We start from the raw sequence: 20,761 nt of genomic DNA, 5'->3' as shown, positions 1-20,761 counted from the left end.
TCCCTTGCTATTGGCCTGGATGGTACTTGCGCTCCAGGTGCTTCTCGATGTCTTCCTTGTAGAACAGCACGTCCTTGAACTCGCCGCGGCTGTACATCTCGGCCTGGTCGGCAAAGTGCTTCGAGGCCGGATTATTGCTGTTGCCACCTGCAAGGATACTCTTGGCACGCAGGCGCGGGCCGAATTCCACCACGGCGACGAAGCTGTTGCCGCGGTCGCCGTAGATGCGCTTGGTCTTTTGCTTGGCCACCATGCCGAACGAAGCCAGCGAACCCCAGTTGGCCGACGCAAACCCCACCGGCCAGCTGGGCTTGCTGTCGTCGTACTGCTGGTCGACGTCGCCGCTGAGTCGCTGGAAGCGGTTGATCTCGCCCCACGGGGTCTGCCAGGTACCGAAATCGGCAGTGAGCTTGTCGCTGGCCCGCTGCAGCGACGCCAGGCGCTCCTCGGCATTCAGGCTGCTCGTGATGAAGTCGACCACCGGCGTACCCTGGGCCCGCGCGCGCGCGGCGTGCTGGGCCACCATGTCCTGGCCCCAGTAGATCGCCAGCGAGGTCGGCACGGACGCGACACCGAAGCGCAGGTCCCAGCCGCGCAGGCTTGCCACCTGCGCAGCCAACGCCGCCTTGCGCGGATCGCTCGCTGGCAGGGCGTCGTAGTCCTTCAGCAGTTGCGGCAGCAGGGGCTCGAAGGCGGTCAGGTGGCTGTCGTAGGCGGCGGCGATCAGGCTGTCGAGGGTGAAGCCCTTGGCGTCCTTGAGCACGCGCTCGGCATGGCGGCCGCGCGCGTTTTCCGGCAGCGACCACATGTAGTCGGGCCAGTTCTCGCGTTTCGGGCTGCTTGCGCCCGAAGAACTGAACGGCCAGTTGTTGGTGTTCGAGATGTAGCCGCTGGCCGGGTTGAACAGCGTGATCGTGTCCTTGATGGCATGCAGGCCCTGCCATTCGGTGGCAGGCGTGCTGCCGTCGACCGGCTTGCTCCAGTCGAAGCGCGGGTCCCGTTTCGGGATGAAGTTGCCGTGGAAGTAGGCGATATTGCCCTTGGCATCCGCGTACACGGTGTTGTTCGAGGAATTGGTGCGCAGCTCCATCGCCTTGTAGAAGGCGTCGTAGTCGCGCGCCTTGGTGCGGCTGTACGACTGGGTAAGCGCCTTGAGCGGCTCGTCCATCATCTTGACGGCCACCCATTTGCCGTCCTGGGCGCGCACCACTGGACCGTGGTGGGTGAAGTATGCCGTGACGGTCTTGCTCGCCATTGCACCGGAGGGGGTCTTGTACGGCAGCGTGATCGCCCGCGCCTGCATCGGACGCTCTTCATTTCCATATTTATAGAAGTATTTGCCGCCCTTCTCGACCACGGTCTCGAGGTACTCGTCGATCACGTCGCCGCCGCCCGAGGTGTGCATCCAGCCAGCCTTGTCGTTGAAGCCCTGGTAGATGAAGAACTGGCCCCAGGTTACGGCGCCGTAGGCATTCAGGCCCTGCTCGCTCACCATGTGCACTTCCGGACGGAAGTAGAACGAGGTATGCGGGTTGATCAGGAGCAGCGCATTGCCGGTGCTGGACAGCTTGGGCGCGATGGCGAAGCCGTTCGAGCCGCGCGGCTCGGCGTCGAAGCCCTTGTCCAGCATGGCTACCCTGGCCTGCTGCGGCTGCTTGCCATAGAAGCGTTCCAGTTCCTTCAGGTCGATCGACTCGATGTCGCCGCCGATGCTGCCCTCGCTGAAGCTGAGCGCCATCCAGGGCTCGAAGCGGGTGATCAGCTTCGGCTTCACTTCCGGATGGGTATGCAGGTAGTAGTTCAGGCCGTCGGCAAAGCCAATCATCAGCTCCTTGAGCCAGGCTGGGCTGGCGGCATACTTGGCCTGCATGTCGGCTGGGGTGATGTACATCTTCATGCGCAGGTCGCGCCAGACTTCCTTCTCGCCCTCGACCTCGGCCAGGCGCCCCATCGCGTTGATGTAGTTGAGCTCGACGCGGTTGAAATCGTCCTCGGCCTGGGCATACAGCAGGCCGAACACCGCGTCCGCATCGGTTTTGCCGAAGACGTGGGGAATGCCCCACTTGTCGCGCATGATGGTCACCCGCGCCGCCGTCTTCTTCCAGCGCGCCAGCTCGAGCGCGCTGGCGCCCTGCTTCGCGCTCGGGGCTGCCGTCGTCGGCGCGGCAAGCGCGGGCGCGGCCCCGAGGGCGCAGGCCAGGATGGTGGGCAGGATCAGGCGGGTGGTCGTCATGCGTGTCTCCGGGTAATTATTGTGTGATGCCGGCGTGGATCAGGCGCTGTTTCAGCACTTCGTTCTCGGTGAGCAGGGTCGCGACGCGGTCCTTCAGCGAAGCGACCTCGGCGCGCGCAGCGGCCAGCTCGTCGGCCGGATCGGCAGGCGCCGTCTCTTTCTTCGGCCGGGTCGCCATTTTTTGCTCGCGCACATGGCGCGCGGCCAGCTGCAATTCCTTGCGTCCGCCGGCCACGGCCGCCTTCTGCTCTTCTTCCGACAGCTGGGCCACGTTGGCGGCGGCATTGATCGAGATGGTGCCGGTCCGCACCGCTTCGCGCAGTTCCGGCGTCGCCGCCTTCTGGATGCGTTCGATCTGGCTGATGGTATTGGCCGACACGCGCGCGGCCTTGGCCACTTCCTCGCGGGTGTTCCAGGGCGGCGGCGGGCGCGAATCCATGTCGTCGGCTTCCGGCTCGGGCGGCGCCTCGGCCATCTTCTCCGCCATGCGGGCGGTGACGATCTCTTTCTTCTTGAGCGCCAGCACGCCGCGCTGGAAGTCCGACACGCTACGGCGCGCCAGGTGGTTGTCGATCATCCACAGCATCACGTCCTCGATCGACGCAAAGTTGTTGTTGTGGACGGTACGGAAGGGAATGCCGTGCTTCTGGCAGATCTCGTAGCGGTTGTGGCCGTCGATCAGGGTGTCGCGCCACAGCACCAGCGCGTCGCGGCAGCCCTCGGCGAGGAGGCTGCGCTCGAGCGCGGCGTATTCGATATCGGTCAGCGGGTCGACGAAGGCACGCAGCTCGTCATTGATAGTGATGTTCAATTGGTGTCCTCTTGCTACGGCGGCAACAAGGTCAGGCCGCCGTCCGGCATGCTACACCATCCTTGCCGGAGGACCAATGGATGAGTGGGAAACCAGCCCGGCGAACGCCGGATGAGGAGTGGTTTGGTGCGGGCAGCCGGACTCGAACCGGCAAGACTTGCGTCGGCAGATTTTAAGTCTGCTGCGGCTACCAATTTCGCCATGCCCGCGCCGGCGGGGATTGTACTACGTGCAGGGGACAGGGTGTTAGTAGTCGAGCATCATCCACATCCCGAAGGGTCATAAATGTCGGAAACTTTTACGGTTCAGGGACTGGGCGGCAGGGGCGCACAAAAAAAATGCCGCTGCCTGCAGAGGCAGCGGCCGAATACTCAGTCAACACTGAGCTGGAGACACGCGGAGAGGTGGGAACTATCCACCAGAGAACGTAACCTACATAGGCCCGCTATCGGGACCTACAAGCGCCGCTTTCTCCCGCGAGTTTGTCAGCGTGATCGCACAATCATGTGGCAATGTATCTAGTGCAGTGACTCCCAAGCCACTGCCAGGCAAACCATCCCGACGAAAAACAGCAAGCCGTAGACGAAGATCCGCATCGAGGTCGCCAGCTCGGCAACGGCGCGGTTTGCCTTGTTGTCGAGCTTGCCGCGACGCCGGGCCGAGTTCAGCAGCATCGACACGAACACGAACAGCGTCGCCAGGATCAGGACGATCTTCATGTGCTAGGTGCGCGCCAGGATCAGGGCCAGCGATACCAGCGCCAGGATCGACGATACCCCCGTCGCCACGCCCAGCCACAGCATGCGGGTGCGCGCCAGTTCCATCTTGGCGATCAGCTGGGCATTCTGGTCGGCCAGGTTGGCGATGATCTCGGAGGCCTGCAGCATCTGGGTGCGCAGGTCGAGCAGGGTCGCTTCATTCCTTTCCACACGCATCACCAGGGTGCCGAAGTGATCCTCTTCCGGCTCCGCCTCCATCGCCTGCCCCATCGGCATGCCGGCCGCGCCGCCGGACTTGCGCGCCACCGTGTCCCACAGCCGGCGCGCACCGCTCGCCACCTGCGGTGCCGCATTGATCACTTCGCTCCAGGGCACGGTCTTGAGGACGCTCCACCAGCCAGTTGCCATCTCGGGTTCTCCTATCGATTCGGTTTAGCCGCGAGCATACCACCCTGCGCCACGGCAATGCGAACTCATCCGCACGCTAGCGTGCCGCGCCTTCTCCAGGCCTGCGCTACCATGGAATCATGTGTGGACGATTTGACCAGAGCCAGACGGCTCGCTACTACGCCAGCGTATTCGGCTGGACCGATGCGGTCTACGACAGCGAGTCGACGCCCGCGTGGAATGTCTCGCCCGGCAGCTACCGCCCGGTCATGCACCTGCAGGACGGCGAGCGCCGCATCGACGATGTGTTCTGGAGCTACCGCGCGCGCTGGGCCGAGGGCAAGGTGCCGATCATGGTCAATGCGCGCATGGACAAGCTCACCAACCGCTACTGGAAGCCGCTGCTCAAGAATGGCCGCGCCATCGTGCCGGCCGAGGGCTGGTACGAATGGACCGGCGAAAAGGGCAAGAAGCAGCCCTGGCACATCCACCGCAAGGACCGCGGGCCACTGTTCTTCCTGGCCCTGGCGAACTTTGGCAGCTTTACCGAGAACCGGGCCGAGGCCGGCTTCGTGCTGGTCACTGACGCCGCCGACGAAGGCATGCTCGACATCCACGACCGCCGCCCGGTGGTGCTGGAAGCGGCCGATGCCGAGCTGTGGCTCAATCCCGCGCTCTCGGCCGAGGAAGCGCTCGACCTGGCGCGCCGCGCCGCCCTGCCCTGTGATGCCTTCGAATGGTACAAGGTGACCAACGCGGTGAACCGCCCGGGCGTCCAGGATCCGCAGATGGCGCTGCCGCTGGCCGACTAACTCTTCGCCAGGCGAAAAAAAACCCGCAGGCTTGCGCCTGCGAGTTCTAATCGATCAACTGCTCAGCAGATTAGTGCTGGTAAGCACCCAGGTCAGCACTCGCGCCGCGCGCCACGCCGTCGATATCGGTCGACGGTGCGTAGGTCGAGATGGCGCGGCCGATGGCCGGCGAGCTGGCGCTCAGTTCGTAGTTCGGCGTCGCTGCGGTACGCGAGTAGCCCACGAACATCGGGTTCGAGCTGATCGTGTTGGTGTGGGTCAGGCCATTACGAAGCTGGAAGTTATAGGTCGGGTTCTGGAACACCAGGTTGTTCTTGTAGGTGTTGCCGGTACCGGTCTTGCCCTGCTCCGAGATGCCATACTTGTTGTCGTACACGATGTTGTTGTGCACGTGGACGTTGTTCGCGCCAGCCGAGGTGAAGTAGTAATCACCGCCGCCGACGATGATGCCGAACACCGACGAAGTCACCGTGTTGTTGATGATCTTCAGGTCGGTCGCATCGTGCCACAGGTGGATCGCCGCCGAGCCGACGCGGTACACCAGGTTGTTCATGATGGTGCCCGAGGTCGAATGGTAGATACCCTGGACGTAGGTGCAGCCGGCCGGGCCGATGTCGTGCACGACGTTGCCGATCACGTCGCCCTTGACGCCCTTGTAGTAGCTGTCCACGCCAATTGCCGAACCGCCCGCGCTGTTGCACGGGATGGTAGTGGCGGTGTGGTGCACGTGGTTACCCTGGATCACATTGTAGGAACCGCCGGTGTAGATACCCAGGGTCCACTTGGTGCCCGAACCGATCTTGCTGCCGTCGACTTCGAAGCCGATGATGCTGACGTAGTTGCCGCGGTTGTCCCAGGCGGTCTTGTTGGTCGAGTTCGCCGGAGGAACGATCTTGGCGCCCCACTTGGTGGTCGACACCCAGTAGATGCGGCCCGACGCGGTGCCGTTGCCGGTGGTCTTGAAGCCGCCGGCATAGGTGCCCGGAGCGACCCAGACGGTGGTGCTCGGCTTGTTGGCGACCTGGGCGGCGCGCGCCAGGGTCTTGAACGGGGTGGCCTTGCTGCCATTGGCAGAGTCCGAACCGGTTGGCGACACATAGTAATTGTAGGTGGTGGCCGGGATGGCCGGCAGGCCGCCGCCGGCGGTCGGACCGGAGTTCGTATTGCGCTTCGCGTACTCTTCGCTGGCCTTCAGTTGGGCAGCGATGTAGTCCAGGCTCACACCACGGTCCAGCAGACCCGACCAGTATGCCAGGCCACCGGCATCCGCAGGACGGCCCAGCAGCTGGACGTACAGCTGGTTGATCTGGTTCTGTTGCGCGGTGGTGGCGGCTGCGAAAGTCGGGGCGGTGGCCGCGGTGGCGGCGGCGCTGACACCGAAGGCGCCCAGCAGGGCGGCGGCGGTGCCGCAGAGGACGGCGTGGTGGCGGATGTGCGAAGCGAAAGCGAAAGTCTTGTTCATCTGTGTTTTTCCTGTGGGCCCGGCAGGGCTGGAATGACGGGCAAAACCTGCCCCGCGCTCCGGGAAATCCGGTGCGACGGCCGCCTGTAAAAAAGCGGCGGCGCCTTCCTGGTTGCTTGACGGGCGCATGCATGCGTGCGCCCTCGGGTGCACAGGCGGCGGAGCCGCCTGCACGGGATGCAAAGCTTGTTGCTGCTTGGTACTGCCTGGTGCTGCTGAGTGCTGCTTAGTGCTGGTAGGCGCCCACGTCATAACCCGTGGTGGCGTTTCGTGCGCGGCCGTCGATATCGGTCGTCGGCGCATAGGTCGCCAGGCCGCGGCCGATGGCCGGCGAGCTGGTGGTCAGCTTGAAGTTCGGCATGGCGGCGGTGCGCGAGTAGCCGACGAACAGCGGGTTCGAGCTGATGGTGTTAGTGGCCTTCAGACCATTGCGCAGCGAAATGTTGTAGGTCGGGTTCTGGAACACCAGGTTGTTCTTGTAGGTGTTGCCGGTACCGGTGCGGCCCTGCTCCGAGATGCCGTACTTGTTATCGAACACGATGTTGTTGTGCACGTGGACGTTATTCGCGCCGGCCGACGTAAAGTAGAAGTCGCCGCCGCCGACGATGATGCCGAACACCGACGAGCTCACGGTGTTGTTGATGATTTTCAGGTCGGTCGCGTCGTGCCACAGGTGGATCGCCGCCGAGCCGACGCGGTAGACCACGTTGTTCTTGATGGTCCCCGAGGTCGAGTGATAGATGCCCTGGACATACGAGCAGCCGGCCGGGCCGATGTCGTGCACGACGTTGCCGATCACGTCACCCTTGACGCCCTTGTAGTAGCTGTCCACGCCGATGGCCGAACCGCCCGCGCTCGAGCACGGGATGGTGGTCGCGGTATGGTGCACGTGATTGCCTTCGATCACGTTGTAGGAACCGCCGGTGTAGATACCCAGGGTCCACTTGGTGCCCGAACCGATCTTGCTGCCGTCGACTTCGAAGCCGATGATGCTGACGTAATTGCCGCGGTTGTCCCAGGCAGTCTTGTTGGTCGAGTTCGCCGGAGGAACGATCTTGGCGCCCCACTTGGTGGTCGACACCCAGTAGATGCGGCCCGACGCGGTGCCGCTGCCGGTGGTCTTGAAGCCGCCGGCGTAGGTGCCCGGAGCGACCCAGACGGTGGTGCTCGGCTTGTTGGCGACCTGGGCGGCGCGCGCCAGGGTCTTGAACGGCGTGGCCTTGCTGCCGTTGGCCGAATCCGAACCGGTCGGCGACACGTAGTAGTTATAGGTGGTGGCCGGGGTTGCGGCGGCGGCGCTGCTGAATGCGCCCAGCAGGGCGGCGGCGGTTGCGCAGAGAGCGGCCTTGTGGCGGAAGTTCGAAGCGAAAGCGAAAGTCTTGGTCATTTGTAGTTTTCCTGAGTGCCCGACCGAGCGGGCGAGGAACAGCGGGCAAAAAAGGCCCCGGTGCGCCGGGAATCCGGTGCAGCCGGCCACCTGTAAAAAAGCGGTGGCATCGTCCTGGTTGCTGAATCAGGCACGCACGTCTGTGGGCCTATGGATGCACCTGTCGCAGGGGCGACGGTGCGGAATGGAACTGCTCCTTACTGCGGGGTAGAGGCCAGGGCGCTTGCGCTGGCGTCCTGCAGCCCGGCCTGCGTTTGCGGGGCCGTGCTGTCGTAGCCGCTCAGTTCGAATGCGTGTGCGTTCGGGTCTGCCGCCTGTGCGGTGGCGTCGGCGCTGCCTGGGGTGGGTGCGGGTTCGGTGCTTGCCGGGGCCGCTGCTTCGTTGTTCACTGCGGGTGCTGCTTCAGCGATGGTGTCGACTGCAGGAGCCGGTGCGGCAGTGCTCGCAGTGCTTGCGGCGCCGGCATCGGTGACCACGCTGGCGGCGCTGGCCGAGAGCTGCCCGCTGCCACCGTCGACGTTGCCGCCACAGGCAGTCAGCAGGACGGCGGCGCCGCAGCACAGCAGGGTTTTGATGCGGAGGGTCGAAGCGAAAGCGTTGAATCGTTTCATCAAGGTTACAAGCCTCATCAAGTGAATGTAACCCTTTGAGCGAAGGAAACTTCCTAAGTTCAACTTTTTTTGAAATAAATTTTCCCGGAGTATTAATTCTTCAAGATCGATTTCCCCATGGAAATCAAACACTTGCATGAGCTAGATCGAACGTCCGAACGCAACCAAAGCCCTTTTTGGAGAGTCTTAATGGACTGCTACCAACCAAAGGAAATGTTAAATGGGCGAGTACATGCAAGTGCGTGCCATGCTGCAAGAAGGCGAGGCGTACGCAGGACTGATCCTGGGCAAGGGAGAAGAATCCGACTATCACCTGGTGCTGTTGCCAAGCGAGGCCGTCGATGTCAGCTGGCCCACCGCGGCCGAGTGGGCGATGGGACGGGGTGGAGTATTGCCGACACGGCGCGAACTGGCGCTGCTGTTCGCCAACCAACGCGAAGCCTTCGAGCGCAACTGGTACTGGTCGAGCGAACCGCACGAAACGCGCACCCAGCTCGTCTGGGGGCAGAACTTCGCGAGCGGCATCCAGACCATCTACGGGCGGCCCTACCGGGGGCATGCGCGAGCGGTGCGAAGGATTGCGGTGCCCTGAGCGCTACAGCCAGCAAGCGATACGGTCGTCGCCTCGTGTCACGTCGTTCCGGCAAAGGCCGGAACCCAGGTTTGCATGCCTTGTGACAGCACATGCGAATTGGGCCCCGGCCTGCGCCGGGGCGACGAATCTACGGCTGACAAGAGAGGACGGTCTTTGAGCGAGTATCAGGCTCAACGGTCGGGAACGTTCGCGCGGCCGATCGGCTGCTCGATGTTCGCCAGGAACCAGCTGGTGGCGGCCATCAACGCCACGTGGCGGCGCAGGTGGTCGGGGTCGACCTTGTCCAGCGTATCGGCCGGGGTGTGGTGGTAATCGAAATAGCTGGAAGTATCGATCAAGGGCGCGAAGCTCGGCACGCCGGCGCGTTCCAGGCCGGACAGGTCCCCGGTCGAGAGCGCATCCTCGCGGCGGAAGATGCCGGCCCCGATCGGATGCAGCGCCGCCTGCAGCGGTGCGAACAGCTTGCTCGAGGTGGCCGGCACACTGGCGCGCAGTCCGAACGGACGGCCGGCGCCGTTGTCGCTTTCGATGGCGCCGACGTGTTTCTCGGCATTGGCCTGCTCGGCGGCCAGGTAGCCGCGCGCGCCGCGGGTACCGTTCTCTTCGTTCATCCAGGCGATCATGCGGATGGTGCGGCGCGGACGGTAGTCGAGCTTCTTGAGCGTTTCCAGCACCGCCATCGCGCTGGCGACGCCGGCTGCATCGTCGTGGGCGCCGGTCGCCAGGTCCCAGGAATCCAGGTGGCCGGAGACGATCACGATCTCGTCCGCCTTGTCGGTGCCCGGCAGGTCGGCGATCACGTTGTAGCTGTCGGCGTCCGGCAGGGTCTGCGGGGTCAGCACCAGCTTCATGCTGAGCGGTCCGCGTTTGGCCAGGCGGCTCATCAGCATGGCGTCTTCAGCCGTCACCGCCGCGGCCGGGAAGCGCGGGTGGTCCTGCAGCGCCGTGTTGCCGGTATGGGCAATGCGGTAATTGGCGCCACCCACCGAGCGTACCAGCGCGGCTACCGCACCCAGCTCGGCCGAGCGGCGCGGGCCGTCGCGGCGGAAGGCCGATGCCTGGCCATAGGCCTGGCCGGCCAGGCCACGGTCCGCCATATGCTGGTCGAATGCGACGTCGAACAGGACGATCTTGCCCTTGACCTCGCTGCTGCGCGCCTGCAGTTCCTCGAAACTCTTCACCACAATCACTTGCGCAGTCAGGCCAGCGGCCGGGGTCGCGCCAGAACCGCCGAGCGCGGTCAGGATCACACGCTGGGTGATGCCGGCCGGGCGGCCGGCGTAGTCGACCAGCTCGCCGGTCTCGACGCCACGCACCCAGTGCGGCACCTTGACCGGCTGCAGGGTGACTTTCGCGCCGAGCTTGCGCATCGCTTCCGCCACCTGGGTCACGGCCGCGGCCGCGCCCGCCGAGCCGGACAGGCGCGGGCCGATCAGGTCGGTCATGTCCGCCATGCGCTCCCAGGCGTAATCACTCCCCATCGCGGTGTCACGGATCTTGGCGAGCGCCGCGGGATCGTTGCCGGGGCTCGCAGCCAGCGCAGGCAATGCGGCGGCACTGCTGAGCAATGCGGTGGCGAGGACGGTCAGGGCGGAGAGACTGCGGCGGCTGCGCTTCATGCGTCGGATCCTTCTTCAGTTCAAGGGATTCCAACGATAGCGCATCCGGAAAGTTTTTGCTGTGGAATGTTGGCGTCTTTACAGCACTATGCCGGGACCAGCCGCACCAAGGTGATTTCGGACGGCGCGCCGAAGCGCTTGGGCGGTCCCCAGTAACCGGTGCCGCGGCTGATGTACACCCACATGTCGCGTACCCGGTGCAGGCCGGCGACGAAAGGTTGCTGCAGCGGCACGAACAGGTTCCATGGGAAGAACTGGCCGCCGTGCGTGTGGCCCGACAGTTGCAAATGGAAACCGGCCTCGGCCGCCTCAGGCGCGCTGCGGGGTTGATGCGCCAGCAGGATGCGCACGTCGGCGGCGTCGCGTGCACTGCCGGCGGCGGCGCGCGGGTCGCTCTTGTGTCCGGGGTTGAAATGGTGGGCGGTATAGTCGGCCACCCCGGCGATCATGACGGTGGCGTCGTCGCGGCGGCGCAGCACGTGCTGGTTCAGCAGCACGGTGACGCCCAGCCGGCGCACTTCGGCGATCCACTCTTCCGCGCCCGAATAGTATTCATGGTTGCCGGTCACAAAGAAGACGCCGTCCGGTGCCGCCAGGCGCGCCAGCGGCTGGGTGTGCAGGCTGAGCCGGTGAACGCTGCCGTCCACCAGGTCGCCGGTAATGGCGATCGCGTCCGCGCCCAGCTTGTTGACCCGGTTCACGATGGCATTCAGATAAGGCCGCTTGATGGTGGGGCCGACATGGATGTCCGACACCTGGGCGATGGCGTAGCCGTTCAGGGACGCCGGCAGGCCGGCAATCGGCACGTCGACCTGTTTCACCCGCGCCAGACGGCGCGCATTGACGAAGCCGAGCAGGGTCACGCCCAGCGCCACCAGCGGCACCGCCATCGCCGAGCCATGGATGATCGCTGGGCTGAGCAGGCCGGTGATGCGCAGGACGATGAGCACCAGGTCGCGCAGCAGGGTCGTCACCAGCAGCGAAGAAAACAGGCCCATCGAAAGCAGGCCCAGCCATGACACCAGCTCCGACCAGCGCCGGCGCCGCAGCGAGGCCGACATCAGGCCCACCGGCACCAGCACGGTGAGCAGCACCAGCACCAGCACGCCCGCCATATTGACGAGCAGCCCGGCATCGAGGTCGGGCAAGAGGCGCATGCCGATGTAGATTTGCAGCAGGACCAGCAGGGACAGGGTGGTAGCGAAAGAGCGGTTCACGGATGGGTTTGATGCGGAAAACAGTAACAATTGTTAGATGGGGCGGCCTCGCCCCTCTGCAAGGGCCGCGTTCCATGTTACCGCTGGATCGGCGTTTGTAAGTTTCTGTATTAACGGATGGCAGCAACCATGGAGAGGTCTATAGTTCATTCCATGCCTGGCGTCGACCTGATCATCCTGATCTCCGCTGAGGCAAAAAGGAAAAACCATGTGGAAATCTAAAATTGTTGGTGCGGTGGTCCTGGCCGCGGTTGCCGTCTCCCCAGCGGCAATGGCAGACGACCGTGGTGTCAATACTGCACTTGGCGCCGTTGTCGGTGCTGCGATCGGCCATAGCGCCGGCGGCTCGGGTGGCGCCCTGGTGGGCGGCGTGCTGGGTGCGGCCGTGGGCAATTCGATCTCGACCCGCGACGACCGCCGCTACTACGACAACCGTCATTACGACAACCGCGGTTACGGATACGGCTACGTCCAGCCGCGCCCGGTGTACGTCCAGCCGCGTCCGGTCTATGTGCAGCCGCGTCCGGTGTATGTGCAACCGCGCCCGGTCTATGTCGAGCGCCGCGGCGACTGGGACCGCCACGACCGCCGCGACTGGGATCGCAACGATCGCCATGATCGCCGCGACTGGGACCGCGGTGACCGCTGGGATCGCCACGGTCGCTAATCAGGAAGCCGCGCACCGCGCGGCTTTTTTTTCGCCCTTTCTCCCACCCCCTGCTAAACCACCGCGAGGGCGCTCGGCGCCAGTCGCGGAGGCAGCATGGTCCAGCAAGGCACAATCATCACTCTCGCGCGCGGCCAGTACCGGCTGCGCGAAGCGCTCGGCGGATCCGCCTACGGGCTCGTGTGGCGCGCCGAGAGCGCGGGCGGCAGCGTCGCCATCAAACTGGTCAACACGGACCAGATGGCACTCGCCCCCAGCCTGCTCCAGCGCCACTGGATCGACAGCGCCCACGCCGAGGAAGCCTTCCTGTCCAGCCTCGCGCCCTGGGACGCGCGCCACATCGTGCGCCTGCTCGACAGCGGTGAACACGACGGCCTGCCGGCCATGGCGCTCGAACTGCTGGACGGCGACCTGGCTGCGCACGTCAAGACGACAGGCACGCCAGGCTCGCTGCAGGCGCTCGACTGGACCGCCCAGGTCAACCAGGCCCTGGCCAAGGTGCACGCGGCCGGTTTCCGCTATCTCGACCTCAAGCCTGCCAACCTGCTGCTCGACCGCCGCTCGGGCAGCCTGAAGCTGGCCGACTTCGGCACCAGCCGCCCGCTGCTCGATGCGCCGACCCATTCGTATGCAGGCACGGCGCGCTGGCAGGCCCCCGAACAGTTCTTTCCACAGGCACGCGGCCTGTATGTCACCGACCCGCGCAGCGATTATTTCGCGCTCGGCGCCCTGCTCTACTGGCTGGTGTGCGGCCGCCCGCTGCGCTACGGCGCGGCCTGCGCGCATGCCTACGCGGCGCACGGCAGCGAAGGCGCCGCCATCCTGCGCCGCGAGCAAGGCGGCATTCCGCCGACGCTGCAGCCGGACGAAGCGGCTACCTTCGCATCCGCCTTCGGCACCGCCGGCCAGGAAGCCAGCGCGCTGCTGCGCGCCCTGCTCGCGCCGGAACCCGCCGCGCGTCCCGCCCACGCACTCGCGATCAGCCGCCTGCTCGATGCGGTGCGTGTCGCCATGGCCGCACCGCTGCGGAGGGCGGCATGAATCCGCGCTTCGTCGGCGCAGCCGCAGCCCTGTGCCTGCTGTGCGGCCTGCAACTGCTGGCCATACTGCTGGCGCCCCCGCGCTACCTGCCGCGTGAAATCGCCCTGCAACTGGCGCCGGGTGCGACGCAGACCCTGGGCCGCGCCGAACTGGCCGCGCCGGGCGCGGCGCCACAACAGTTCACAGTAAGGCGTGATGGCGCCGGGCGCTGGTTGCTGCGCAATGCCAGCCCGGCCCAGGCGGTGGTGCTGGTGCGCGGCGGCGAACGCCAGCATACCGGCAGCGCAGTCTTGGCCACCGGGCAGCGCCTGCAGGCGGGAGCGACCGTGTTCGAGGTCGGCGCCGCCCACGACGGCCGCGTGCTGCTGCGCGATGCGAACCACGCCTGGGAATACGATGGCGCGCTGCTGCTGCGCGATGGCCAGCCGCAGGTGTCCTGTCCGGATGCCGGCATGGCGGCGCGCCTGAGCAGCATCTGGAACCGCGTCGCGCCAGGCGCCCTCGCCTTTCGCCGTCCACTCGCCTTCGGCGGCCACCTGTACTGCGGCAACCGCCTGGCCGTACCCGGACTCGATCCGGGCAGGCTGTCGATCGCGCGCGCGCCGCTTGGCGACCTGGTGCTGCAGGTGCGTGGAAGTCAACCGGTCCTGCTGCAGGACGGAGGTCGCTGGGAGGACGCCGCTCAGCGCGAGCACGCCCTCGCAGGCATGGATGCGATCGCAGTCGGGGGCACCCGCTTTGCCCTCGCCATTGATGGCAACACCCTGCGCCTGCAGCCGGCCGCCCAGGTGGCGCTGTTCGCGCAGCCGAAGACCGAGCTCCCGGGCGCAGTGCACTGGACCTGGTCGGAGCGCTCGCTGTGGCGCTTTACGCCGCCCTCCACCACCGCCTGGTGCGGCGCGCTCGCGGCCCTGCTGCTGGCCAGCCTGGCCGGGCTGCGGCTCGCCGGATCGGCACGTACGGCCATCGCCTCCGCGCTCCTGCCGGCAGCCGCCGTGCTGCTGCTCGTGATGCAGCGAAGCGGTGCTGGCCCGGGCGCCGGCTGGACCCTGCTGCTGGCCTGGGGCGCGCTGTGGCACGCGCTGCTGTGGCCTCGGCGCCTGTCGCTGCTGGGCGTGGTGTCGGTGCTGCTGCTCGGCGCCGGCCTGCTGGTGCAACTGGAACTCGGCCTGGGCGCGCGCGACAGCGCCTGGCTGCGCCATGTCGAAACCAGCTGCGTGCTGCTGGCGGTCGGGCTCCCGCTCGGCCTGCTGCTGCTTGGCGGCCTGGCCCGTGGCGCCCTGTCGCGCCCGGTCACCGAATGGCTGCTGGTCTTGCTTGCCATTGCCGCGCTGGGTGGCCTGCTGCTGCAGGTGGCCTTCGGCGACGAGACTGGCGTGTTCGAGATCCAGCCGGTGGAATTCGCCAAGCTGGCCCTGGCCGCCCTCAGCGCCCACTGCCTGGCGCTGGCGACCAGTGGCGTGGCCGGCAAGGACGCGCGCCGTCACTGGCGCGACTGGCTGCGTCCTCTCGTGCCGGTGCTGCTGTTCGTACTGCTGCTGGCGGTGGCGCTGGTGCAGGTAGACGATTATTCGCCGCTGATCCTGCTGCTGGTGTGGGGCGCCGTGACCCTGCTGGCCTGGTGCCTCGCTACCGGACGCCAGCTGGGGGCGGGCCTGGTCGGCGGTGCCTGCTGCGCGCTGCTGGCCGGCGCGCTCGCGCTGCAGTCGGCCGGCCCTGGTCTGGCGGGCAGCTTCTACGCGGAGCGCTTCCAGGTCTGGGCCGATCCGACCGTGCATCCGCACACCGGCCAGCAGATGCTGCTGGGCGCGCGCGCGGTGCAGGAGGGTGGCTGGCGCGGGGCCGACGGGCTGCTCGGTATCACCTCGCTCGGTGGCCCTGCCGGGGATGCGCTACGCATCCCGGCGGTGCAGGACGATTTCGCGCCCTCCTTCCTGATCAACCGCCACGGCCTGGCCGGCGCCCTGCTGCTGTGGTTCCTGCAGGCGGCGCTGCTGGCAGCCCTGCTCCATGCCGCCGCCGCGGCCTGGCGGGTAGCCGGCGGCGCCGGCGACTTCCGGCGCGCCTGGCTGGGACGCTTCCAGTGCTTCCTGCTGGCCGGCGGCGCCGCCTTCCTGGGCGGGCACTTCCTGCTGTCCTGGGGCACCAACCTGGCGCTGTTCCCCATCATGGGCCAGCCGATGAGCTTCCTGTCCGCCGGCGGCTCGCACCTGCTGTTTTTCATCTGCCCCCTGCTAGCGTTCGGCATGGCGAGCGTTCAATCTTTCGAGGAGAATCAATCATGCCGGTCTACGTCCAACACGAAATCCTGGCCAAGGTAGGCGATGTGTTCAATGCCGAGGCCTTGTGGCAGGCCCCTGGCCTGTCGCTGTTCTCGCGCCGTCCGCTGCTGCGCGACCTGCTGGAGCGCTCGCCGCGCGAGCAGCGAGGGCGTGCCGCCACCCGCTGCTTTTCGCACGTGACCCTGATGCTGCCGCAGGACGAGGTCGACGATGACCGCCACCTGACGCGCGGCGCGCGCGTGCGCGACCTGGCGACTTCGCTGGCGGCCCTGCACCAGAAGGATTTCGGCGACCTGCTCAAGGGCGACGAGGTGCGCTACCACGTGGTCGGCACCGATGCGGTCGCGCCGGGCGAAGTCAAGGTCAAGTTCGGCCACGCCGTCTACCTGCCGGCGCCGGGCGAACAGGTGCTGTACGCGGTCACGGCATCAACCGACAGCGCCATCTGGCAGCCGGTGTGCGCGGTGTATCCGAACCAGCGTCTTACTTTGGTCGGCGAAGACGAAGCCAGCGCCACCTTCGCCGTGCCCGGCTGGTCCTTCGGCAGCGAAGGCGGGATCCTGTTGATCAACGACGGCCCCGACGCCCCGATCGAAGTGCAGGTGCGCCCCAAGGACCTGCTCGACTGCCAGTACGACGCCGCCAACGGCTACTACGTCCTGCGCGCCAGGGAGGCCGGCGGCCAGCGCCTGCTCCTGAAGGTCAGCCGCATGGGCGCGCCCGCCCGGCCTGGACCTGCGCCTGCCAGGGCGCCGAGCGCGCCGCCTGCCCGCACGCCGGCGGTATGGAAACCGCGTGCCGCGGTTGACGACAGCGAGATGACCGCCATGCCGCTGGCCGCCGTCCCCGCCGCTCCCCCGGTCACCGAGAACGACGCCACCTACGCCCCGGTCGCACGCCACCGCATCACCCTGGCCGCACTCGCGCTGCCGCGCCTGAGCCGCTACCGCGACACCGGCGCCCAGGCCCTCGAGATCGGTCTGGGAGCAAGCCTGGCGCCTGCCGCGCCGACTAAAGAGAGCCTGATCCGCTTCGCCGTCGACGATGCCGACGAGGTCCACGCGATCACCGCAGCCGGCCGCCAGCGCGTGAGCGTGCCCTCGCGTTTCGCCCCGGTCGACGGCGCCAGCATCCAGCTGCATGCGGTGCCGCCGCAGATGGCGGACCGTTACGCGGCCCTGCTGGCGGTGCCGCAAGGGCCGGTGCAGCCGGCGGCGGCCGGCACCCGCCTCGTGTTCGGCCGCGGCATGCCGGCGCTCGCCGCGCTGCGCGTGCTCGACGCGCCGGCCTTCCTGCGCCACCTAGATGGCAGCCTGGCCGCCAGCGCCGACCGCCTCGGCCTGTCGCGCAATGCCTTCAGCTGGGAAGCGACGGGAGAAGGCCTGCGCATCGTGCGCCTGGCCGAGACCCAGGCCCTGTTCCACCTGGACGCCGAGCTGGGCCTGGTGGCCCAGGTCGAGACCGCGACCCAGGAGCAGCCTTACCTGATCCCGCCCGGTCACCACCTGGTGGCAGGCCACTACGTGCTGCGCTTCGACGCCTGAGGCCGGGGATGCCGTCCGCGATCACGCTCTTCGCCTATGCCGCCGGGCTGGTGCTGACCCTGTGCCTGGCGGCCTGGCTGACACCGCGCGCCTGGTGGCGCCGCGCCAATGCGCGCGCTGCCGCCGTACTGGCGTGCGGCACGGTGCTGCTGGGGGGACTGCTGCATGCGCTGCTCGGCCCCGGACCTGCGCCGCAGGCGGCCGCGCTCCCGCTCGCGCAGGCCGCGATGCCGGTGGCCGGCGCCAGCTACCGCGTGCGCGACCACTTGAACCTGCGGGACGACGTGGGGGTGAATGCGCGCCGCCTGGCAGTGGTGCCCGCCGGGACGCTGGTGACGGTCACGGGCGCGTACCAGGGCGACTGGTGGCGGGTCAGCGCCGTGGTGGACGGACGCAGGCGTGAAGGCTGGGCCAGCAGCCTGTGGCTGCGGCGGGCCGACGAGCGCGGCTCAAGCCTCTTCTGACACCGCCAGGCGCATCGGGTTGAAGTACAGGCCCTTGGCGCACTGGGTCGGGCCGACCCGCACGAAGCCGAAGTTCTCGTAGACCGGCACTGCGAAATTCGAGGAATTCACCGTGAAGGCGCCGTCGCCGCCGGCGGCGATGGCCGCGTCGCGCGCCGCTTCCCACAGCGCGCGCGCCACGCCGCGCCGGTGCCAGCGTTTACCAACGAACAGGTGGAACAGATGGCTGCGGTCACGCACCGCCACAAAACCCGCCACCACGCCGTCGATCACCGCCACGTGGTAGACATGACCGCGCGCGAGGAAGCCGCGCACGCCCATCTCATCGTTCTCCGCGAGGAAGGTCGACGCGCCTTCCGGCGGCGACTCGTGCACGATGTATTCGCGCGCCAGCTCGCGCAGCAAGGCTGCCACGGCTGGAATGTCGGTGGCCACCAGCGGTCGGATCAACATGTCTTTCACGCCAAACGTGTTTTGGGAACGCCACAATATCACAGAAAATATTTTCCATAGGGCAATTTTATTGACCCTGGGCAGCAAAGCCGCCTACACTGTCCAGACCATGTCCGAATCCAGCAACAGCGCGTCTTTCAGCACCAGCGCCAGCATCCCGCTCAAGCCCGCTCCTGCCCGCCGCAAGGTGCCGCTGACGCGGCCGCTGCGGCACGCGCGTTACCGCAACATCTGGCTCGCGAACATGGTGTCGAACATGGGCACCTGGATCCAGACCTTCGCCTCGGCCTGGCTGGTGGCCTCGCTGTCCAAATCGGCCTCGATCACCTCGCTGGTGCAGACCGCGACCTACGTCCCGATCTTCCTGTTCGCGCTGCTGGCCGGCGTGGTCGCCGATGCCGTGCACCGTCCCAAGTTCCTGTTTTACTGCAACCTCTACATGGCCTTGTGCGCCGCCACGATGGCCTTGCTGGTCACTACCGGCATGGTGGCGGCCACGCCTGTCTTGATACTGACCTTCTGCATCGGCATTGGCACCGCCTTCATCTGGCCGGCCTGGCAGGCGGCGATGTCGGGCCTGGTCGATCCCGAAGAAGTGGAAGCGGCGGCGACCCTGAACAACCTGTCCTTTAACCTGTCCGCCATCATCGGCCCGGCGCTGGGCGGCGTGCTGTTCGGCTGGCTCGGCCCAAGCGTGCTGTTCCTGGCCAATGCCTTGTCCTTTGCCGGTCTGCTCGGGGTGTACTGGACCTGGTGGCAGGAGCGCACGCCGCAGCCGGTCGTGCGCGAAGGCTTTCGCGAACGCTTCGTGCTGGGCCTGAAGACCGCCTTCGGCTGCGCGCGCTACCGCCGCATCCTGCGCAACGTCTTCTCCGTCTTCTTTGCAACCATCGCCTTCGCCAGCCTGCTGCCGGTGTTCGTGCGCGACGTGCTGCATCTGCAGTCGAGTACCTACGGCACCCTGATGGGCTGCCTGGGCGGCGGCGCCGTCATCGCCGCCTTCTTCCTGCCGCAGGTGCGCGCCCGGATCGACAAGAGCGGCGTGCTGGCCGGCGCGCTGGTCGTCTACGGCCTGATGCTGGTGACGATGTCCTTCAGCCGCTCGCTGCTGATCCTGGCGCCGCTCATCCTGTGCGGCGGCATGGCCTGGTCGGCCACCGTGTCGACCCTGAACGCGGCGGCCCAGCTCTCCTTCCCGGCCGCGGTGCGGGCGCGCACCCTGTCGATCTACCTGTTCGTGATGTCGGGCGGTTATGTAGGCGGCAGCGTGTTCTGGGGCCAGGTGGCCGACCGCTGGGGCGTGCGCGCGGCGCTGGCCGCAGCCGGCGCCTGCGTGCTGCTCAACGCCCTCATGCTGGTGGGTGGAAACCGGAAAACACCGCTCTAATCGCGCCTTCGAACAGGCTTGTTCAGGTGTAAAGTAGCAGGATTGCATCGACGATCCCCTACATGCCCGACCCGTCCGACATCCTGTCCGCCTTCCAGTTCGCACCGCGCTACGACGTCGCCGTCGCCAGCCGCCGCGGCAGCGGCCTCCTGCAGCGCCCCGAGAACCAGGACAACTTCGTCGTCATCGACTTCGCGGGCCAGGCCTGCCATCTGGTCGACGGTGCGCCGCGCCATACCAGCCTGCCCGGCTGGCCGGCGGGCCACGGCCGGCTGGCGGTGCTGGATGGGATGGGCGGCCATGGCCATGGACGGGAAGCGGCAGAGGCAGTGGCCGCCGGGCTGTTCACGATCCCACCCTGCCATTCGGCGGCCGAACTGGGACGCCACCTGGACCGGCTGCACGCCGACCTGCAGCGCCACTTCGCGTTCGAGGCCGGCGCCCGCCCCGGCACCACGCTCACCATGCTCGAATTGCCGGAAGGTCGCGCGCCCCTGCTCTACCACGTGGGCGACTCGCGCCTGTACGAGATCGGACCGGCCGGCGCCGTCCCGCTCACGGTCGACCATGTGCCCGCTACCGCGGCCGCACTGGCCGGGCGGATCGGCGAAAGCGCCTGGTGGCGCCAGGTGCACGGCGCCCACTCGCCGCAGATCGCCCAGGCTTTCATACTCGGCAACGCCTTCAGCAATCCGGCCCAGCTGTCGGATCCGCTGTTCGAGCTGACGCCCCTGAACCTGCCGTCCTGGCTGTGCACACTGCCGGACCGGCGCGCCCTCGAGCTGCGCGACGACGCCAGCTACCTGCTGGCCAGCGACGGCTTCTGGTCCTGCGCCCACCCGGACCGATTTGTCGGCCGCTGGCTGGAACTGCTGACCGGGGCGCCGGATGCGGCGTCCAAGGTCGCACGCCTGTTCGAGGAGATCGAAAGGGCGCCGCCGGACGGCCTGCATGCCGACAACCTGACCGCGCTGCTGCTGCGCCCGCTCAACGGCCATGCGGACGAGACCGCGCTGCCCGATAGTTGAAAAATTCCTAACAGAAAATAATGTTGCTAATCAACGAATGGA

Annotated in this window: 19 protein-coding genes and 1 tRNA gene; 9 read left to right on the top strand and 11 right to left on the bottom strand. The window is 66.9% G+C overall.

What is annotated here, in order from left to right; genetic code table 11:
• Nucleotides 1-7 precede the first annotated feature (7 nt).
• From LK539_RS11780 to LK539_RS11760, 5 genes are all read right to left on the bottom strand, one after another.
• Nucleotides 8-2,233, bottom strand: a complete 2,226-nt coding sequence (locus tag LK539_RS11780; RefSeq protein ID WP_227801093.1) for a penicillin acylase family protein — start codon at nt 2,231-2,233, stop codon at nt 8-10.
• Nucleotides 2,234-2,249: 16 nt separating this feature from the next.
• A complete protein-coding gene (locus tag LK539_RS11775) occupies nt 2,250-3,044 on the bottom strand; it encodes a hypothetical protein (RefSeq protein ID WP_227801092.1) in 795 nt (264 codons plus the stop codon).
• Nucleotides 3,045-3,168: 124 nt separating this feature from the next.
• Nucleotides 3,169-3,253 (bottom strand) — tRNA-Leu (locus LK539_RS11770).
• A gap of 309 nt (nt 3,254-3,562) precedes the next feature.
• Entirely contained in the window at nt 3,563-3,763 is a 201-nt protein-coding gene (locus LK539_RS11765) for a hypothetical protein (RefSeq protein WP_227801091.1), read from the bottom strand.
• A 3-nt stretch (nt 3,764-3,766) separates the two neighbouring features.
• Nucleotides 3,767-4,171, bottom strand: a complete 405-nt coding sequence (locus tag LK539_RS11760) for a hypothetical protein (protein WP_227801090.1) — start codon at nt 4,169-4,171, stop codon at nt 3,767-3,769.
• Between the two features lie 119 nt (nt 4,172-4,290).
• Here LK539_RS11760 and LK539_RS11755 point away from each other — a divergent pair, with 119 nt between their 5' ends.
• Nucleotides 4,291-4,962 (top strand): SOS response-associated peptidase, encoded by a 672-nt coding sequence (locus tag LK539_RS11755; RefSeq protein WP_227801089.1) that lies wholly within the window; start codon nt 4,291-4,293, stop codon nt 4,960-4,962.
• A 70-nt stretch (nt 4,963-5,032) separates the two neighbouring features.
• On the opposite strand, the gene LK539_RS11750 is transcribed toward LK539_RS11755, so the two are convergent.
• The 3 genes from LK539_RS11750 to LK539_RS11740 form a co-directional block, all read right to left on the bottom strand.
• Complete coding sequence (locus tag LK539_RS11750) at nt 5,033-6,424, bottom strand: choice-of-anchor Q domain-containing protein (RefSeq protein WP_227801088.1); 1,392 nt, start codon at nt 6,422-6,424, stop codon at nt 5,033-5,035.
• 226 nt (nt 6,425-6,650) lie between these two features.
• Entirely contained in the window at nt 6,651-7,811 is a 1,161-nt protein-coding gene (locus LK539_RS11745; RefSeq protein WP_227801087.1) for a right-handed parallel beta-helix repeat-containing protein, read from the bottom strand.
• Nucleotides 7,812-8,008: 197 nt separating this feature from the next.
• Nucleotides 8,009-8,422 carry a hypothetical protein gene (locus tag LK539_RS11740; RefSeq protein ID WP_227801086.1) on the bottom strand — a complete coding sequence of 138 codons (414 nt, stop codon included), beginning with the start codon at nt 8,420-8,422 and terminating at the stop codon, nt 8,009-8,011.
• A 220-nt stretch (nt 8,423-8,642) separates the two neighbouring features.
• Between LK539_RS11740 and LK539_RS11735 the strand changes: the two genes are divergently transcribed.
• On the top strand, nt 8,643-9,014 hold the full coding sequence (locus LK539_RS11735) for a DUF1566 domain-containing protein (protein WP_227801085.1): 372 nt from the start codon (nt 8,643-8,645) through the stop codon (nt 9,012-9,014).
• A 173-nt stretch (nt 9,015-9,187) separates the two neighbouring features.
• Here the strand turns inward: LK539_RS11735 and LK539_RS11730 are convergent, their stop codons facing one another.
• Both LK539_RS11730 and LK539_RS11725 read right to left on the bottom strand, forming a co-directional pair.
• Complete coding sequence (locus LK539_RS11730; protein ID WP_227801084.1) at nt 9,188-10,636, bottom strand: M20/M25/M40 family metallo-hydrolase; 1,449 nt, start codon at nt 10,634-10,636, stop codon at nt 9,188-9,190.
• Between the two features lie 86 nt (nt 10,637-10,722).
• A complete protein-coding gene (locus tag LK539_RS11725) occupies nt 10,723-11,793 on the bottom strand; it encodes a metallophosphoesterase (RefSeq protein WP_227801148.1) in 1,071 nt (356 codons plus the stop codon).
• Nucleotides 11,794-12,061: 268 nt separating this feature from the next.
• Between LK539_RS11725 and LK539_RS11720 the strand changes: the two genes are divergently transcribed.
• From LK539_RS11720 to LK539_RS11700, 5 genes are all read left to right on the top strand, one after another.
• Nucleotides 12,062-12,520, top strand: a complete 459-nt coding sequence (locus LK539_RS11720) for a glycine zipper domain-containing protein (protein WP_227801083.1) — start codon at nt 12,062-12,064, stop codon at nt 12,518-12,520.
• A 96-nt stretch (nt 12,521-12,616) separates the two neighbouring features.
• On the top strand, nt 12,617-13,561 hold the full coding sequence (locus tag LK539_RS11715; protein ID WP_227801082.1) for a serine/threonine protein kinase: 945 nt from the start codon (nt 12,617-12,619) through the stop codon (nt 13,559-13,561).
• Complete coding sequence (locus LK539_RS11710; RefSeq protein WP_227801081.1) at nt 13,558-15,882, top strand: FtsW/RodA/SpoVE family cell cycle protein; 2,325 nt, start codon at nt 13,558-13,560, stop codon at nt 15,880-15,882. The genes LK539_RS11715 and LK539_RS11710 overlap by 4 nt, the downstream gene beginning before the upstream one ends.
• On the top strand, nt 15,843-17,387 hold the full coding sequence (locus LK539_RS11705) for a hypothetical protein (RefSeq protein WP_227801080.1): 1,545 nt from the start codon (nt 15,843-15,845) through the stop codon (nt 17,385-17,387). The genes LK539_RS11710 and LK539_RS11705 overlap by 40 nt, the downstream gene beginning before the upstream one ends.
• Nucleotides 17,388-17,395: 8 nt before the next feature.
• Nucleotides 17,396-17,851 carry an SH3 domain-containing protein gene (locus LK539_RS11700; RefSeq protein ID WP_227801079.1) on the top strand — a complete coding sequence of 152 codons (456 nt, stop codon included), beginning with the start codon at nt 17,396-17,398 and terminating at the stop codon, nt 17,849-17,851.
• On the opposite strand, the gene LK539_RS11695 is transcribed toward LK539_RS11700, so the two are convergent.
• A complete protein-coding gene (locus LK539_RS11695) occupies nt 17,837-18,304 on the bottom strand; it encodes a GNAT family N-acetyltransferase (protein WP_227801078.1) in 468 nt (155 codons plus the stop codon). The genes LK539_RS11700 and LK539_RS11695 overlap by 15 nt on opposite strands.
• 109 nt (nt 18,305-18,413) lie before the next feature.
• Here LK539_RS11695 and LK539_RS11690 point away from each other — a divergent pair, with 109 nt between their 5' ends.
• Nucleotides 18,414-19,691, top strand: a complete 1,278-nt coding sequence (locus tag LK539_RS11690) for an MFS transporter (RefSeq protein ID WP_227801077.1) — start codon at nt 18,414-18,416, stop codon at nt 19,689-19,691.
• Nucleotides 19,692-19,753: 62 nt separating this feature from the next.
• Complete coding sequence (locus LK539_RS11685; RefSeq protein ID WP_227801076.1) at nt 19,754-20,719, top strand: PP2C family serine/threonine-protein phosphatase; 966 nt, start codon at nt 19,754-19,756, stop codon at nt 20,717-20,719.
• Nucleotides 20,720-20,761 lie beyond the last annotated feature (42 nt).

Origin of the sequence: Massilia sp. IC2-476 (assembly GCF_020707295.1) — a bacterium.
Taxonomy (GTDB): Bacteria; Pseudomonadota; Gammaproteobacteria; order Burkholderiales; family Burkholderiaceae_D; genus Telluria.
This window is presented reverse-complemented; position numbering and strand designations above follow the sequence as displayed.